Source organism: Stenotrophomonas sp. P5_A9 (assembly GCF_056400525.1).
Genome location: NZ_JBFULC010000022.1, coordinates 15,526 through 31,143 on the forward strand (window position 1 = coordinate 15,526; position 15,618 = coordinate 31,143).

Below are 15,618 nucleotides of genomic sequence, written 5' to 3' on the forward strand. Positions count from 1 at the left end.
AGCGGCGACTATGGCAGCAAGGCGCTCAGTTTACCGCACCCCGGCCCGCCGGCCGTGGCCGGGTCCGCTTGGGTCGCGCACGGGCCACCCGGTTGCCGGTTCGCGCGTGCGGTGCACGCGCCGTCCGGGCTACGGCTCAGCGAATCCGGCGCTGTAGCGCCGTCTCCAGCAGCACCTCGCCATCGAGGTTGCGCGCCACCAACGTGCCGCCGTGCGCGCGGGCGAACTCGCTGGCGATGAACAAGCCCAGGCCGAGGCCGCGGCTGTCGTGGAAACTGGCTTTGAACGGCTCGAACAAGCGCGGCAGCAGTTCGTCGGGAATCCGCCCGGCGTTGCGCACCTGCAGCCGCAGCGGCTCGTGCCCGGCGCCGTGCAGGCTCACTTGCACCGGCGCATCGCCGCCGTGCAGCACCGCGTTGCCGATCAGGTTGGACAACAGCTGCGCCAGCCGGTCCGGATCGCCCTGCAGGCGCGTGTCGCCGTCCAGCTGCAGCTCGATGCGTGCCTGCGGGTGGGCGCGTGCGATCTCGGCCACCACCACGGCAGCGACCTCGCCAACGTCGCACTCGTCGCAGTTCAGGCGCAGCCCCCCGGTCCGTATCTTGGAGAAATCCAGCAACTGCTCGACCATCCGCGCCATCCGCTGGGCACTGTTCTCCAGGTGGCCCAGCGTGCGCTGCACGCCGCTGTCGGCCGGCAGGTCCAGCGCGAGCTTGTCCGCACACAGCAGGATCGAGGCCAGCGGCGTGCGCAGGTCGTGGGTGAGTACGGCCATCATCGTTTCATTGAGTTTCAGCGCGTGTTCCAGGTCGTGGTTGCGCGCCTTCAACAGCTGCTTCTGCTGGTACAACTCGATGAAGACGTTGACCTTGCTCATGATCACCTGCGGCTCGATCGGCTTGTGCAGGAAATCCACCGCGCCGGTTTCGTAGCCCTTGAACGCGCGCACCGGATCGTTCGGCGAGGCGGTCAGGAAAATGATCGGCACATCGCGGCTGCGCTGCGAGCCGCGCATCAGTTCGGCCAGCGAGAACCCATCGATCTCGGGCATGTGCACATCCAGCAGCGCCAGCGCCACGTCGTGCTGCAGCAGCAGTTCCAACGCTTCGGCGCCGGAGGCGGCGCACAGGATATTCAGGCCCTCCCGGCGCAGCAGCGCTTCCATCGCCACCAGGTTCTGCGGCACGTCATCGACGATCAGCAGGTTCACGCGGTCATCGGCAGTCGCCCTGGCGGGGTCGATCAGGTTCATCGGATAAGGCCTTTCATGCGCAAGCACAGGGAAGTAAGCGGAAGCACTGCATCGGCGCCAGCGTGGGCCAGTGCCGAGGCAGGCATCAAGGAGGAATAGGCATCGTCGGGCGACTGGATCCAGGCCTGGCCGCCGGCGTGGCGCACCGCAGCCACGCCTTCGCTGCCGTCGGCGCTGGCGCCGGTGAGCAGGATCGCCAGCACGCCGCTGCCGAACACGTCGGCGGCACTTTCAAACAGCGGGTCGATCGCCGGGCGCGAGAACAGCACCGGCGCATCGACGGACAGGGCCAGGGTGTCGCGGTCTTCCACCAGCAGGTGGTAATCCGGCGGCGCGAAGGTCACCGTGCCGGGGCGCAGCGGCTGCTTGTCCTCGGCCTCGCGCACCGGCAACGGGCAGCGCAGGTCGAGCAGGTCGGCGATGCGGCTGGGGCGATCGCGCGGCAGGTGCAGCACCACCAGGATCGGCATCGCCAGGTCGGCCGGCACCGCTTCGAGAAGCGCCTGCAAGGCGCTGACGCCGCCGGCCGAGGCGCCGACCACGATCACGTCGAAATGTTGCCGATGCGGCACGGCGCTCATCAGGCCAGCTTCCGGTACAGGCGCTGCTCGCGCGCGCAGGCTTCGAAATCGTTGGCGTGCGCGCCGAACTGCAGCGATTCCTTGCCGCCCAGGCCGAGGAAGCCGCGGTGCACCAGCGCCTCATGGAACAGCCCGATAGCCCGGTCCTGCAACGCGCGCTGGAAATAGATCAGCACGTTGCGGCAGGACACCAGGTGCACCTCGGAGAACACCGTGTCGGTGGCCAGGCTGTGATCGGCGAAGACGATGTTGCGCTTCAGGCGGCGGTCGAACACGACGCTGCCGTAGCCGCTGGTGTAGTAGTCCGACAGCGAGCCGGTGCCGCCGGCGGCCAGGTAGTTGCGGCTGAACTGCGCGGTGCGCTCCAACGGGAACGCGCCGGATTCGGCGGCCTGCAGCGCATCGGGATTGATGTCGGTGGCATAGAGGATGGACCGGTCCAGCAGTCCCTCTTCCTGCAGCAGGATCGCCATCGACCACACTTCTTCGCCCGTGCTGCAGCCGGCAATCCACAGCTTGATGGACGGATAGGTGCGCAGCACCGGCATCGCGTGCTCGCGCAGCACCTTGAAATACGCCGGGTCGCGGAACATCTCCGAGACCTGCACGGTGAAGTACTGCATCGCCTGGGCGAAGGTCTCCGGCTCATGCAGCAGGCGGTGCTGCAGCTCGCCCATGGTGGCGCAGTCGAAACGTGCCATCGCATGCCGCATGCGCCGCCGCAGCGAGGACATCGCATAGTTGCGGAAGTCATAGTGGTAACGCTGGTATACCGCCTCCAGCAGCAGGCGCAGTTCCAGGTCGAACAACTCGGTGTCGTTCATCGACGCGAGCACCACACACGGCACAGCGAGACCAGCTTGTCCACGTCGATGGGCTTGGCGATGTAGTCGTTGGCACCGGCCTGCAGGCAGTGCTCACGGTCATCGGGCATGGCCTTGGCGGTCAGCGCGATGATCGGCAGGTCGCGCCAGCGGTGGTCGGCACGGATCTCGCGCATGGCAGTCAGCCCGTCCATCTCCGGCATCATGATGTCCATCAGTACCAGGTCGATCTCCGGACGCAGCTTGTCCAGTGCCTCGCGCCCGTTGCGCGCGATTTCCAGGGTCACCCCGAGCGGTTCGAGCACGCTGGACAGGGCGAAGATGTTGCGCACGTCGTCCTCGGCCAGCAGCACGATGCGCCCATCCAGCACCGCGTCGCGACGGCGCGCCTCACGCAACAACCGCTGCTGGTCGCTGGGCAGGGACGCCTCCACGCTGTGCAGGAACAGGGTCACTTCGTCGAGCAGGCGCTCGGGCGAGCGCGCGCCCTTGATGATGATGCTCTTGGAGTAACGACGCAGGCGCTGCTCCTCATCGCGGGTCAGCGCACGCCCGGTGTAGACGATCACCGGCGGGAAGGCGACCGCATCGTTGCCGGCCATGCGCTCGAGCAGGTCATAGCCGGTGCCGTCGGGCAAGGTCAGGTCGGTGACCATGCAGTCGAAGGTGGACGTGCCCAGTGCGGCCATCGCCTCGGCGATGGTACCCACGCCGGTGATTTCCAGCTGGTCGCGGCCCAACAGCAGCTGCAGGTTCGAGCGCAGCTCGCTGTCGTCCTCGACGATCAGCAGGCGACGTACGTCGCGCTGGCTGGTGGCCTCCAGCTGCTGGATCGCCCCCAGCAGGCGCTCGCGCGTGGCCGGCTTGATCACATACCCGATCGCGCCCAGCTCCATCGCCACCTGCGAGCGCTCCAGCCCGGACACCACGTGCACCGGAATGTGCCGGGTGGCGGGATCGCGCTTGAGCCGCTCCAGCACGCTCAGCCCGGACACGTCGGGCAGGCCGATGTCGAGCAGGATGCCGTTCGGGCGCAGCTCGGCGGCCAGGCCCAGCGCCTCTTCGGCAGTGCCGGCCACCACGCAGTCGAAGTCGAGTTCATGGGCCATCGACACCAGCGCACCGGCAAAGGTCGCATCGTCTTCGACCACCAGGATCATGCGCCCGGCGCGGCTGCGCCGGCCGCGGTCATCGGCCACCCGCTGCAGCGCGGCCGGCGGTGTTGCTTCACCATGCRCGCTGCCGCCGTGGAACGGCACTGCTGCACGCAGCGGCAGCGGTACCGGCGCGGCGCGCACATCCGGCGCCGCGCTGGCCACCGGCGCCCCGCCACTGGCCAGCACCGGCAGTTCCAGGGTGAAACAGCTGCCACGGCCCGGTTCGCTGGACACGCGGATGCTGCCACCCATGCGCGCGGCCAGGTCGCGCGAGATCGACAGGCCCAGGCCGGTGCCGCCATAACGGCGGCGGGTACTGCCATCGGCCTGGCGGAATGCCTCGAAGATCACCGCGGTCTGCGCTTCGGGGATGCCGATGCCGGTGTCGGACACGGCAAACTGCACCCGCCCTGCCCCGGCGCTGCGCACCTTCAACAACACGCTGCCGTGCTCGGTGAACTTCAGCGCGTTGGCCAGCAGGTTCTTCAGGATCTGCTGCAGGCGCTGGCTGTCGGCCACCAGCTGCGCGGGCGCGCCGGCCTCGCTGACGATTTCCAGCACCAGGCCCTTCTGCGCGGCCATCGGCTCGAAGGTGTCTTGCAGGCGCTGCAGCACGCTGGACACCGCCAGGTTTTCTTCGACCAGCTCGACGTGGCCAGCCTCGATCCGCGACAGGTCCAGGATGTCGTTGATCAGCGCCAGCAGGTCGTTGTTGGACGAGTGGATCGCCTGGGCGTACTTGACCTGCTCGGCGGTGAGCGTGCCGTCCTTGTTGTCGGCCAGCAGCTTGGCCAAGATCAGCGCGCTGTTGAGCGGCGTGCGCAGCTCATGGGACATGTTGGCCAGGAATTCGGACTTGTAGCGCGAGCTGGCTTCCAGCTCGTTGCTGTTCTGCACCAGTTGCGTCTGCGCCAGCAGCAGCGCCTGCTGGCGCGACTCCAGCTCGTGGGTGCGCTCTTCCAGCTGCACGTTGGTCTGCTCCAGCTCGGCCTGCTGCTGCTCCAGGCTGGCCTGGGAATGCAGCAGGCTTCGGCTCTGCTCTTCCAGCTCCTCATTGGCCACGCGCAGCTCTTCCTGCTGAGTCTGCAGCTCTTCGCTCTGGCGCTGGGTCTCCTCCAGCAACTCCACCAGCTGGGCGCGCAGCAGCGCCGCACGCAGCGCCACGCCGATCGGCTCGGCGCACTGCAGCAGCAGCTCCAATTCCAGTGCGCGTGCCGGCGATACCCCGGCCCGGCCGAGTTCGACCACGCCTACCACCGCGCCATCGGCGGTGATGGGACCCAGCAGGCGCTGGCGCACCACGCTGCGGCCCAGCGGCGTCTCGATATCCAGCGGCGATTCGTGGTCTTCCAGCCGACGCGGCACGCCCAGACGCAACACCTCGCCCCACTGGCCCGCCGCCGCCGACAGCGTTCCGGGCAGCTGCGCAGGCAAGGCCGCGCCCCCCACCAGCAGCAGGCGGTCGCCCTGAAGGCGATACATCGCGCCCACCTCGGCCCCCAGCTGCGCGCACAGCGCCCGCATCGCCGCATCGGCCAGCACGCGAGGCTCCGGGTCGCCGCGCAGGCTTACCGTGACCGCGTTCTCGCCCTCCTGCAACCACAGCGCATCGGCGGCGATCCGGCGCGACTGGATCGCCTTCATCACCGTCAGCGCCATCAGCAGGAAGGCCACCCCACCGATGGTCCGGTTGACGAACGAGAACGCCGAGTTGGTGCTCGACGGCGCCACGTTGTAGCCCACCATCAACAGCACGCAGGACCCCAACGCCACCAGCATCGGCACGTCCAGCCGCCGCTGGAACAGGGTCACCCCCACCGCCATGAAATAGGTCAACCACACCGCATAGCCGAGTGGGACCACCATCTCCAGGGCCAGGGTGAACGCCATCAGGGCGGCCGAGGCAGCCCAGATCCAGCGGTCACGTGCGGTCGGCGCAGCATTCATGCGGAATTCCAGCTCAAAAGGGGGCCGATGGTACCTGAACCCGTAAAGCGGCGTTATCCGTCATTGGTCAGGTGGTTACAGCCCGTTCTTTACATGTTCTTCACGCTCTCGCCCCTACGGTTCGGCCCCTTAGAGGGGAGTGCATTACCGTCGTGGCCGAGGTCGTATCCAGCGTGGCACCGCTTGTCGATGAACGCCGGCAACTCAAGCTGTTGATCGACCATGTGTCCGACCATGCGATCTACCTGCTCGACCCGGACGGGCGTATCTGCAGCTGGAACCGTGGCGGCGAACGCGTCAACGGTTACACCGCCGAGGAAGCCATCGGCCAGCACGTGTCGATCTTCTACATCCCCGAGGAGCAGCAGCAGGGGCTGCCCCAGCAGGCACTGGAGCATGTCCGTGAACACGGACGGCTGGCTGGCGAAGGCTGGCGGGTGCGCCGCAACGGCGAGCAGTTCCGCGCCAGTGTGGTGATTGAAGCGGTGCGCGAGGACGGTCACCTGCTCGGCTTCGTCAAGGTCACCCAGGACATCACCGAGCGCTACCAGGCCCAGTGCCTGCTGCAGGATGCCCAGCGGTCGCGCCAGCACCTGCAGCGGTTTGAAGGTGTTGGCCGCCTGACCCGCGGGCTGGCGCACGAGTTCAACAACCTGCTGACCACCATCGCCAACGCACTGGATCTGGTCGCGCTGCGCCCGGGCGCCGATGCGCGCACCCATGAACTGGTGGAACTGGCCCAGGCAGCCGCCGACCGCGGCTCGCTGCTGACCCGCCAGCTGCTGGCGTTCTCGGCCGACCAGACCCTGGTGCGCGAGCCGGTGAGCGTGCCGCAGCTGCTGGACGAGGCCCTGCCCTCGCTGCAGCGGGCGTGTCCGCAGGCCATCCAGATGCGCGTGGAATTGGCGCCGGCGCTACCGCCGATCGCCACCGATGGCGTACAGTTGCACAGCGCCATGCTCAACCTGGTGCTCAACAGCTGTGAGGCGATGCCGCAGGGCGGCACGGTAACCATCACCGCCCGCGTCGAACAACGCCTTGCCCCCGATCTGGCGCAGCCTACCCGCCGCCGCTACGTCGCCATTGCGGTGACCGACGAAGGCGCGGGCATGCCACCAGAGGTTGCAGAGCGCGCCAGCGAGCCCTTCTTCACCACCAAGGAAGTCGGCAAGGGCAGCGGACTGGGATTGAGCCAGGTGTTCGGCTTCGTCTCCCAGTGCGACGGCTTCGTCGATGTACAGACCGCCCCCGGACGCGGCACCACGGTCCGTTTGTTGTTACCTGCCATAGAGGATGTCGAGCATGCCTGAGCCCCTTCGCGTTTTGATGGTCGAAGACCAGCAGGACCTGCGCGATCTGATCGGCCAGGCGCTGCAGGATTTCGGTATCGAGATCCACACCGCCGACGATGGCCCGGCCGCCCTGCGGTTGCTGCAGGAAGTGGGCGCGTTCGACGTGGTGTTCAGCGACATCAGCATGCCCAACGGCATGAGCGGGGTGGAACTGAGCGCGCACGTGGCCGAGGCCCTGCCCAACGCGCGCATGATCCTGTCTTCCGGGTATGCGCGCTCGCAGTTGCCGCCGTTGCCGGCGCACGTGGAATTCCTGCCCAAGCCCTACCGGCTGCGCCAGTTGGTGGCGATGCTGCAGTCGCCCGCAGCCGCACACTGACATGCGCGACCTCGCCCCGCTGCCCGACATCGCGCCCGGACATTACCGCCACTTCAAGGGCGGCAACTACGAGGTGGTGGGCGTGGTCCGGCACAGCGAGACGCTGGAGCCGATGGTGCTGTATCGCCCGCTGGATTCCAACGTAGGCCTGTGGGTACGGCCGTATGCGATGTTCGTGGCCGAGGTGGAGGTCGACGGCCAGGTGCGACCGCGCTTCGCCCCCGTGCCAGCCTGAGCCGGCAGCCCGGTAGTGCCGGCCGCTGGCCGGCAACCACCAACCCCTCAGCGCGGCACCACGCTCAACGCCTGGATCCGCAGCGCGGTCTCGCTCAGCGCCGAAGAGGTCTTCGCATTGGCGGCAATCCGCCCCGCCTGCTCGGCCACGGCTTCCAGCGCCGCACGGATGGTCACCGGCGCCTCGCCCTCGATCACCGCCTGGGCGTCTTCCAGCTCCAGCTGCGCACCGATCCACGCGGCCAGCACCTCGAAACACTTCACGCTGACCGCGTCCAGCTGCGACGGTTTGGGATCCAGCGCGCACAGCGTGCCGAACAGACTGCCGTCGCGGCGCAGCATCGGCACCGAAATGTAGCTCTCAAAGCCGTACAGCGCCGGGGTGGGATGGGTGGAAAACACCGGGTGGATGCTGGCCTGATCGAACTGCACGGTCTGGTGGTGCTGGCGGATCTCTTCGCAGATCGTGGTTTCCAGCACCAGGTCCTGCCCCGGCGCCAGGCCAAAGCCGATGCCGTCGTGTACCGCGCACGCCGTCCAGCGCTCGGCGGTGACCCGGGCCACGGCAACGAAGCGCATCGCCGTCAGCTGGCTGGCCAGTTCCAGCAGGCCCGGCAAGGCCGGCAGCTTCAGCAGCGCGGYGACGTCGGCCAAGCGCGGATCGCGCGAGGCCAACAAGGGCGCTGACACCGGCGGCGTCCAGGACAGGTCTTCAACGGGGTTTTCCAACGCCGCCATGCGCGCCGCCAGCACCTGGGCGGTGAYCCGCTCGAACAGGTCGCGCACCGTCGCCGACAGGCCGCGCCCGTCACGGATATCGCCGACGAAGTGGATGCCCTGCCCCACCAGGCGCAGCTGCTCCACACCGTGGTCCAACCGCAGCGCCGGCCAGGCCAGCCGGTCGAGCATCCGCATCCACTCCTCGGAGGGAAGCGCGTCCAGCAACGCGGTGACGATCACCCGCGCAGGCGCAGGCTCGTCCTGCAGCCCCGGCAGATCGAATCCAATGACGCTGGGGAAGCCGGAACCGGTGTACATCGCAATCCTTGGCGGATAGCCGGCGATCGACCGGTCCGCGATACAGCGCCCACTCAAGTTGGGGACGTCAGCAGCGAATTATCGCACTTATCGGCGAGACGGAGCGTGATGCCGTTGGAGTCCACGCACGGGCCCAGGCGCCGGGCAAGGGGCCGACATCATCCTCGATGCCGGCACCGCCTCGGATGGTCAGGGGGTTGCGCCCTCGGTGCGCGCCATCGCCGCATCGCTCAGCACGAAGGGATCGCGCCCCGCATCGGCAAAGCCGCCGCATACCGCGTCGCCGGGGGCGACCGGATCGCACGGCCACTGGCTGCGCGGCACGCTGTCGACCTGCTCGAAACGCTGGCCATTCCAGACCACAAAGCCCAAGTGCGCGCGGCTCCACTCACCAAAACTGCGCGCGTCCGCAGGCGTACCCGCCTCATCAAAGCGCACGTACCAGCGCATCGCGGGGCCGTATTGCAGCTTGCTGCGGTCCAGCGTCACCTCGCCGCCCTTGGCCGCGTAGCGCTTCTTGTCCGCCTCGCCCAGCAGCGGGCGGGCCGGCATCACCTCGGCGGTGATGTCCACCGGCGCCGCGTTGCCACTCACCCGGTAGACGCGCTCCTGCACGAAGGCCTGGCGGCAATCGCCGGCCGGCACGCGCACCGGCTCGGCCGCATCGGCGTCCAGCACTCGCCCGTCGACGCACTCGAACGGCGCGGAGACCAGATACACCGTGGTGTTGGCATCGGCCCCTTCGAACGAGCGGATCCACAGCCCGCCCTGCACCACCAGGAAATCCGGCCGCTGGCCTGCGCCCGGCACCGCCTTGAACCAGGCGCGCTGGGCCACTTCACGCTGCCGCCAAATGCGCGGCAGGAGGATCTGTGCATCGGGGATGGCGACCAGCACCGCGGCCAAGTGGGCCGGCATGGTGCCTTGGCAGGCGCCGGTGAGCAGGTCGCCTTGGGTGGCCAGGCGCGCGGCCAGGTCGTTCGGGCAGCGTGCGCCGAGCTGGCGCTCGATGGCGTTGTTTTCGTTGACGAAGGGCGGTCGGGTGGCGACAGGGGCGGCAACCGCTGCGGGCGCGATGTTCGCCTGCGGCGCGGCGATGGCCTGCGGTGCAGGCACGGCCTTCGGCGCGGCCACGAGGGACGCTGCCGGAACGGCGGCCGCAGCCATCGTCGGCGCGGCTGGGACCGGGACTGGGGCCGAATCGACCACAGGTGAAGCCTCCGGATCGGGGGTCACAACGGGTTCGGTCGGTGTAGCAGGGGTAGGCGCGGGCGCAACCGCCGGTTCGGCCGCTGCAACGGCCTCGTTCGGCGCGGCGACCGCAGTCGGAGCGGCCTCAGCCACGGGACCCGCCACCTGCTCCGACATGGGCGCCGTTGCAGTCTCCATAGGTGCAGCCAGAGTGGGCGACGCAACCGCCGTCTCCGTCGACGCGGCGATGGCGTCGGTCACGCTGCCCGCGTCAACCGCAGCCGAGGTGGGTACGGCCGCATTGATGGCGGCGTGTGCCGCCGCCGGTTCGGCCGGGGTCTGCATTTCCTCGGGTGTCGCCACGGACGGCGGCGCTGCGGAGGCGGGTTCAGCGCCAACTGCCGCCTGATCTTTCGCCAACATCGCCGCCGGTGCGTCGAGCGCAACATCACCCTGTACCGCTGGATGCGCCTGATCGACAGCGGCCGGTGCAGGCGTGATGGCTCCGGCTGAATCCGCTACCGCCTCCCCCTGCGCCGTATCGCCTTGCAGTTCCACGGCCTCGCCAGGATCTTCCGGCAGCGACTGTGCCTGCGCGCCGAACGCGGCGAGCGCCACGGGCAACACCAGCAACAAGGCGGCCGTCGAAGCCAGGCGCACCGCACGGCGGCGCGGAGAAAGCAGCGTATTTCGCATTTTGTCGTCCTTGAACTTGAAGTGGAGTAACCGTGCAGACGGGTACAACAGCGACGCTTCGACGATGCGGCGCGCGCGGATATTCCCGTTGCAAGACTGGGTTACCACCACGCGATCCCAATTCCCCAGACCATCATCGTCCCGGCTGCCTGCCGGATTACTGACGCCGACACCCTACACCAAGCGTGAATTCCGCGTCATGACAATCCGCAAAATATTTGAAACTCATCACAGGTTCGGCGATTCACCCAAGCAACCCACAAGCGCTCTTCAGCGCGCCAAGGGGAATTTTGCTGCTGTGCAAGGTAAGAAAAGCGAGCTAAGCCTGCATCGACCGGGACGCCTGCAGCACCTGGTCCTGTTCCAACGCATGCTGCGTCGCCGGCCCTTGTTTGGCAGCCTGCTCGGCCACGCGCTGACTACTCTGCTGGAGTGGAATGTCCATGGTCGCAACGGTCTCCACCGACACCCGCAGATGCGCGGGATCATCCGCCCTCCCCTGGATGGCAAACGTGCGCGCCGCGTCGCTGCTCATCGACACCGCATCGATACGCGCTCCACCGGCGGCGTGCATCTCGGCAGCCAAGCCTCCGGCAAGCTGATCGCTACGCTGATCAGGAGCGCGGCCTACCTTCGCGTCCTGCGCATACACACCGCGCCGCGCATCCTCGAACAACGCATTACCGGGGTGGTCGGCATGCTCCAGACTGGTGGTGCGCCGATCGGACTGTCGCTCAGCGTCGCGCCGCGCTGGCTCGCCCGGCTTCAACGTCCCGCGAATCTCGTCCACTACATCGTGCACCCCGCCCGGGACGCCGCGGGAACCCACGGTGAGGGCGCGCCGGCGCTCGCCGATATCATCGCGATACTCCTCGATCATCCGCTTGTTGCCCTCGGCCAGGGTGCGCGATTGCGGCGACTGCAGTACCGACTTGGCACCCAGAAAGTTATCCAGGCTGTGCGAGCCAAGCGACAGGCCGGCCGCCACCACCGGCTGGTCGGGGATCAGAAAGTTCGCCTTGCTATTGCTGAACCCGCATGCGGCGAGCGAATTGATCTCTTTCTGGGTCGCATAGACCCGCACCTGCCCGAAGTGGGGCGACGCCGCACTGACAGGATCGGCCGCCATCACATGGTTGACCAGATTGTTGCCGCCCTGCGGAATACGATACCCGAGACTGGCCGCGCCGTAGGCGTTGAACGTTTCACCTTTCAGATCGAAATGGTGCGAGGTGATCTGCGCCAGTGTGCCGCCGAGGGAATGACCGGTGACCGATACCGTGGGCGTGCGACCATCCAGAAGGCCTTCAGTCCTGGCAAAATCAACCGCGCGCCGGGTCAGTTCAATTGCATCGCGGCCCTGCAGGTTGGCGCGGGTGGTCACCATGCCGCCGTCGGTCAGCACCCCATCGCGACCGATCTGCTCGGTGCCGCGGTGGCCAACGACGATCTCGTTGGTATCCATGCGCTGGTAAACCGTGCCCTGGTAGCCGGTGAGACGGTTGTTGACGTGTTCGAGAATCTTGTACTCGTGCCCATTGAGGGTCACATGTTCTTCTTTGCCCGGCGCTCGCCGGCCCACCGCGCGGTCCTTGTACGTGTCATCGGAGATGGCCGCGAAGTCCCTGCTGTCGATGGTCATCTGGCCACCTCACCGACGCTGATCGAGACGGAGAACAGTCTCTCCCGCAGCTCGGGCTTGTATTCGGCCGGGTCCTCCTTGCCGCTGGCTGGGTAATCGGACATCGTCTCCGCGCGCGGATAGGTCATATCGGCGTAGTAACGTGTCTGCGTTTGCCCCGACAGGAGCTGATCGACCTTGATGAACGACAGGAAGCGGGTCTCTCCTGCGGCCCCCGTCGCCTTCAGCATCGTGCTGGCGCCGGTCAGCTCCCAATGACAGACGCCGCGGCCGTAGTAGTCCTCATCCTGCATCAGGTCCAGATAAACCTTGCCCTGATACTCATCGTCGGACACCTTGCGCAGCACCACGTCTTCCTGGCTGGTGATGCGGCTGCCAGTGCCGGTGGCGGGCTCGATATGACCGCACTGGTCCTCATTAGTCACATCGTACTGCGCAACCGCCTCCACCACGGCAAAGGGGCCGGGCGCATTGTGCACCTTCAGGGTGAACTCGATGGCCTTGCGCGGCCCAGGATTGAGCTTGGCCAGGCCGCGGCCGCCGCTGGCGACGTCCTCCTCGGCCTGTGGCATAGAAGTACTCATCGCTGCCTCCATACGGCCACAGGCCGTCAGGGTGAGGGTCAAGAAGAGCGCGCTGAATGTTCGATTCATCCGCCATCCTTGTTTGATCAGCAGGAAAGGTTCAGTTGAAATGGAGAAGGGCACACAAACTACCAAGGCCTACCGTGGCTGCGGGAGACGTCCACAACCAGCCTCCGCCTATCATTCCGCATGCGCGGAGAATATCCGCAAACCTTCCAGATTCTAGAACGCCTCAAACTCCGGCTCAGTGCATGCAGAATAGATAACTTGGCAGCCCATGCCTCCGCCCGTCTGACACTGATTCAGTGCAATGCGCTTTGACTCGTCCTGCGTGGCGGAACGTGCAAACGAAGTGCCACCTTTACCCGAGGTTGGAACTGCTGCGACAGCACATTGATTCTTGTAGGAGAACGCTGCTTTACAGTTTTTACCGCCACTTTGTGAACAAAGCGCTACGGCGTCCTTCTCTGCCGCGCCCTTGCTTCGTCGCCCGTTGGCAGCACCTGACTCCCCATTCGGTGAAAGGGCGAAGGCACCCCATGTCTTGATCCAACGCCCCGTTGCACGAGGGCCGTCCGCTTGTGATCCAGAGGCTGGGATGGGCGCGCAACCCTGTACGCCTTGCCCACCGATTGGATACGAACCCGGCGGGCACGCCCCCTCGGCGCGAGCCGCCCCTGAAAACAGGGCGGCTCCGGCGAACATAGCGAGAGCAAGTAGTTTTGAACTGAACTGAGTTGTCATCATATGGCTATCTCCGCCCTGGAAATTACAGGACTCGATTCCGGCCTGCTTAGTTTTTTGCGGCACCATATGTGCCTGGGGTCACACTGGCATTGTCATTTGTATTAGAGACTAGCGGGACATGGGCACGAACGGCATTTGCATCTGCTGACGGCCCAGCTCCCTTGTCGGGAGCCGCCGGCGTATACGACCCCGGCGGCTGACCTTGCGGACCCGGCTGGCCGCCTGCGCCGCCTATCTGGGAATATGCCATGAAGCTGCCCAAGGTGCCCTGGAAGAACATCGCAGCCATTGGGGGCGCAGTCAGAATGAGGGTGGTCAAGATCAACCCCATGCCGCCCTGCTGCATTGCCTGGCTGGTCATGCCGTCACTGGACGCCCCGTCGAGCAAAAACTTGTTGACCAGCGCAGTGGTCCAGAACGCGGCAGAAACACGGATGACCATATCCAGTGCAATAGAAACCATTGCCGCCAGAACAGCCATCGAGAACATCGTGCCAATGCCGTAGAACAGCCATCTCTGGAAGAGCTGCTTGGTCTGCTCGAACAACAGACACAGGATGAACAACGGTCCAAGGCCGATGAACAATGCCAACGCCACCTCGTAAAGCAGCAGCATCGCACCTGCCGTCACTGCCGGGCCGCCAGTGCCCATGCCGATGAACCAGAGCGCTCGCGTTTTGTCGGCCTGCAGGCCGGGGTCATTCAGGATCTTGATTCCGTCGATACTGGACAGGGCAACCTGCATCCATGCCAGGCTCTTGTCGATCTGGTCTTCGGGCTTTTCATCCTTGCCCGTCACCACGTGGGTGATAAGACCCTTCACATCCTCGTTGAGGAATTCCTGCAGGTTGCTGCCGAACATGGCCATGCTGGTGGCCACACTGACGATCAAGGCCGCGCGCGCCATGTTGGTCACGAGCACCATCATCGAATCACGACTGYGACCGGTAACGATTCGATAGCCTTGGATCAACACCCAGAGCGTCATCAGAATCAGGGCGATCCCGCCTACCCAAGCCATCATGCGACCCATCAGCTCGATGCCGAAGTCGCTGATCCTGTCGCGCAGGTAATCCATGATCAGCTTGAAGAAGACGAAGTCACCGATCGACTGGACACGCACAGCGTAGCCCAGCAGATCCTGCAATCCGCCTGAGAAATCAAAGTTGGCCAGCCACCTGATCGTCATTTCCACAATCCCTTGGTAATTCCGTTACTGCATGAAACGCCGCATTGCTTTGCAGCGCCTGTCTACACATTCATGGCGCCAGCTCAGTGAACGCTGAGCGCCGTCTTCAACGCGGTGGTCTTCACAAGATCACTGATCAACTGCTTGCTTGGATCGCCCTTCAGCGCGGCCTGGGCGACCACCTTTTGATTGGCCTCCATTACCTCGATGTAGGCGTCATAGGACTGCATGCGTGCCTGCCAGGCCTGTGCCTGAACCGCCAGATCATTCGCGGTACGCATGGAGTCGCTATCAACCGCTGTCACGTTGCCCAGCAGCTTGCTGCCCTGGCGCAGTGCCTCGATCGCTTTCAAAGAGGAATCCATAAGCGGCACCGTCTCCTTGATGAAGAGGACCGAGTCGTTGTACTTGCGGTTCTGCATCATCCGGATGTTGACGCAAATCTGCCGCTGCTGAGCCTTCACGTCGCCCTTCGCATCAAATACGAAGTAAGCGAACATTCCGGTGACGCTCATGTCCGTGCGCGGACCGCAGGACTCGGTCACCATGTAGTCATTGGGGACAAGCGTAAGGGTCGCTGACGGCGACAGGCCGAAATTATTGATGATGCCCTGCACCGTAACCAGCGCGTTGGTGTATTCCTTCATCAGGTTGATCCAGCGGGTGTTTTCCTTGGCAAACTCCGCGATGTCCTGGAAGTTGCTCTTGATCGCCTGGATGATGGCGGTGTAATCGATCACCGGCATGCCCGCGTTCACCGACGTGGCGCTTACCGACATCGCCACGCCCATGACCAGTGCCGCAAGCCGGGTGCGGCGCGGGCTGCGGCCGTTCATTCGGTTATTCTTCGCGTTGTTCATCATCG

General features: G+C 65.8%; 14 protein-coding genes. 3 read left to right on the forward strand and 11 right to left on the reverse strand.

Translation table 11 applies throughout. From position 1 onward, the window contains the following. Positions 1 to 136: 136 nt before the first annotated feature. The 4 genes from AC1DR7_RS09105 to AC1DR7_RS09120 are packed head-to-tail and all read right to left on the reverse strand — an operon-like array spanning position 137 to position 5,761. A complete protein-coding gene (locus AC1DR7_RS09105) occupies positions 137 to 1,252 on the reverse strand; it encodes a hybrid sensor histidine kinase/response regulator (RefSeq protein ID WP_256777236.1) in 1,116 nt (371 codons plus the stop codon). Further along, a complete protein-coding gene (locus AC1DR7_RS09110) occupies positions 1,249 to 1,833 on the reverse strand; it encodes a chemotaxis protein CheB (RefSeq protein WP_457320305.1) in 585 nt (194 codons plus the stop codon). Before AC1DR7_RS09110 ends, AC1DR7_RS09105 begins: the two co-directional genes overlap by 4 nt. Beyond that, complete coding sequence (locus AC1DR7_RS09115; protein WP_478051725.1) at positions 1,833 to 2,681, reverse strand: CheR family methyltransferase; 849 nt, start codon at positions 2,679 to 2,681, stop codon at positions 1,833 to 1,835. Before AC1DR7_RS09115 ends, AC1DR7_RS09110 begins: the two co-directional genes overlap by 1 nt. Further along, a complete protein-coding gene (locus tag AC1DR7_RS09120; protein WP_478076453.1) occupies positions 2,654 to 5,761 on the reverse strand; it encodes a hybrid sensor histidine kinase/response regulator in 3,108 nt (1,035 codons plus the stop codon). Before AC1DR7_RS09120 ends, AC1DR7_RS09115 begins: the two co-directional genes overlap by 28 nt. Before the next feature lie 152 nt (positions 5,762 to 5,913). On the opposite strand from AC1DR7_RS09120, the gene AC1DR7_RS09125 reads away from it, so the two are divergent. The 3 genes from AC1DR7_RS09125 to AC1DR7_RS09135 are packed head-to-tail and all read left to right on the forward strand — an operon-like array spanning position 5,914 to position 7,667. Then, positions 5,914 to 7,071: a PAS domain S-box protein gene (locus AC1DR7_RS09125; RefSeq protein ID WP_256777240.1), complete on the forward strand. Its 1,158-nt coding sequence runs from the start codon at positions 5,914 to 5,916 to the stop codon at positions 7,069 to 7,071. Next, positions 7,064 to 7,432 carry a response regulator gene (locus AC1DR7_RS09130; RefSeq protein WP_256777241.1) on the forward strand — a complete coding sequence of 123 codons (369 nt, stop codon included), beginning with the start codon at positions 7,064 to 7,066 and terminating at the stop codon, positions 7,430 to 7,432. Before AC1DR7_RS09125 ends, AC1DR7_RS09130 begins: the two co-directional genes overlap by 8 nt. Position 7,433: 1 nt before the next feature. Further along, positions 7,434 to 7,667 carry a DUF1653 domain-containing protein gene (locus AC1DR7_RS09135; RefSeq protein WP_256777242.1) on the forward strand — a complete coding sequence of 78 codons (234 nt, stop codon included), beginning with the start codon at positions 7,434 to 7,436 and terminating at the stop codon, positions 7,665 to 7,667. Between the two features lie 47 nt (positions 7,668 to 7,714). Here the strand turns inward: AC1DR7_RS09135 and AC1DR7_RS09140 are convergent, their stop codons facing one another. From AC1DR7_RS09140 to AC1DR7_RS09170, 7 genes are all read right to left on the reverse strand, one after another. After that, positions 7,715 to 8,704, reverse strand: coding sequence for a GAF domain-containing protein (locus AC1DR7_RS09140; protein ID WP_478076454.1), 990 nt, complete (start codon positions 8,702 to 8,704; stop codon positions 7,715 to 7,717). A 189-nt stretch (positions 8,705 to 8,893) separates the two neighbouring features. Beyond that, a complete protein-coding gene (locus tag AC1DR7_RS09145; protein WP_478051634.1) occupies positions 8,894 to 10,702 on the reverse strand; it encodes a hypothetical protein in 1,809 nt (602 codons plus the stop codon). A gap of 208 nt (positions 10,703 to 10,910) precedes the next feature. Next, positions 10,911 to 12,233, reverse strand: a complete 1,323-nt coding sequence (locus tag AC1DR7_RS09150; RefSeq protein ID WP_478052608.1) for an XVIPCD domain-containing protein — start codon at positions 12,231 to 12,233, stop codon at positions 10,911 to 10,913. Then, positions 12,230 to 12,886, reverse strand: a complete 657-nt coding sequence (locus AC1DR7_RS09155) for a hypothetical protein (protein ID WP_478051632.1) — start codon at positions 12,884 to 12,886, stop codon at positions 12,230 to 12,232. The genes AC1DR7_RS09150 and AC1DR7_RS09155 overlap by 4 nt, the downstream gene beginning before the upstream one ends. A 153-nt stretch (positions 12,887 to 13,039) precedes the next feature. Continuing rightward, positions 13,040 to 13,630: a DUF4189 domain-containing protein gene (locus AC1DR7_RS09160; RefSeq protein ID WP_478052609.1), complete on the reverse strand. Its 591-nt coding sequence runs from the start codon at positions 13,628 to 13,630 to the stop codon at positions 13,040 to 13,042. Further along, positions 13,611 to 14,753, reverse strand: coding sequence for a TrbL/VirB6 family protein (locus tag AC1DR7_RS09165; RefSeq protein ID WP_478076455.1), 1,143 nt, complete (start codon positions 14,751 to 14,753; stop codon positions 13,611 to 13,613). The genes AC1DR7_RS09160 and AC1DR7_RS09165 overlap by 20 nt, the downstream gene beginning before the upstream one ends. A gap of 83 nt (positions 14,754 to 14,836) precedes the next feature. Beyond that, positions 14,837 to 15,613, reverse strand: coding sequence for a TrbJ/VirB5 family protein (locus AC1DR7_RS09170; RefSeq protein ID WP_457321953.1), 777 nt, complete (start codon positions 15,611 to 15,613; stop codon positions 14,837 to 14,839). Positions 15,614 to 15,618 lie beyond the last annotated feature (5 nt).

Excerpts from the sequence above, each read along its gene's own strand:
- AC1DR7_RS09105 (WP_256777236.1), bottom strand. The coding sequence starts at position 1,252 with ATGAACCTGATCGACCCCGCCAGGGCGACTGCCGATGACCGCGTGAAC.
- AC1DR7_RS09110 (WP_457320305.1), bottom strand. The coding sequence starts at position 1,833 with ATGAGCGCCGTGCCGCATCGGCAACATTTCGACGTGATCGTGGTCGGC.
- AC1DR7_RS09130 (WP_256777241.1), top strand. The coding sequence starts at position 7,064 with ATGCCTGAGCCCCTTCGCGTTTTGATGGTCGAAGACCAGCAGGACCTG.
- AC1DR7_RS09135 (WP_256777242.1), top strand. The coding sequence starts at position 7,434 with ATGCGCGACCTCGCCCCGCTGCCCGACATCGCGCCCGGACATTACCGC.
- AC1DR7_RS09150 (WP_478052608.1), bottom strand. The coding sequence starts at position 12,233 with ATGACCATCGACAGCAGGGACTTCGCGGCCATCTCCGATGACACGTAC.
- AC1DR7_RS09155 (WP_478051632.1), bottom strand. The coding sequence starts at position 12,886 with ATGAATCGAACATTCAGCGCGCTCTTCTTGACCCTCACCCTGACGGCC.
- AC1DR7_RS09160 (WP_478052609.1), bottom strand. The coding sequence starts at position 13,630 with ATGGTGCCGCAAAAAACTAAGCAGGCCGGAATCGAGTCCTGTAATTTC.
- AC1DR7_RS09170 (WP_457321953.1), bottom strand. The coding sequence starts at position 15,613 with ATGAACAACGCGAAGAATAACCGAATGAACGGCCGCAGCCCGCGCCGC.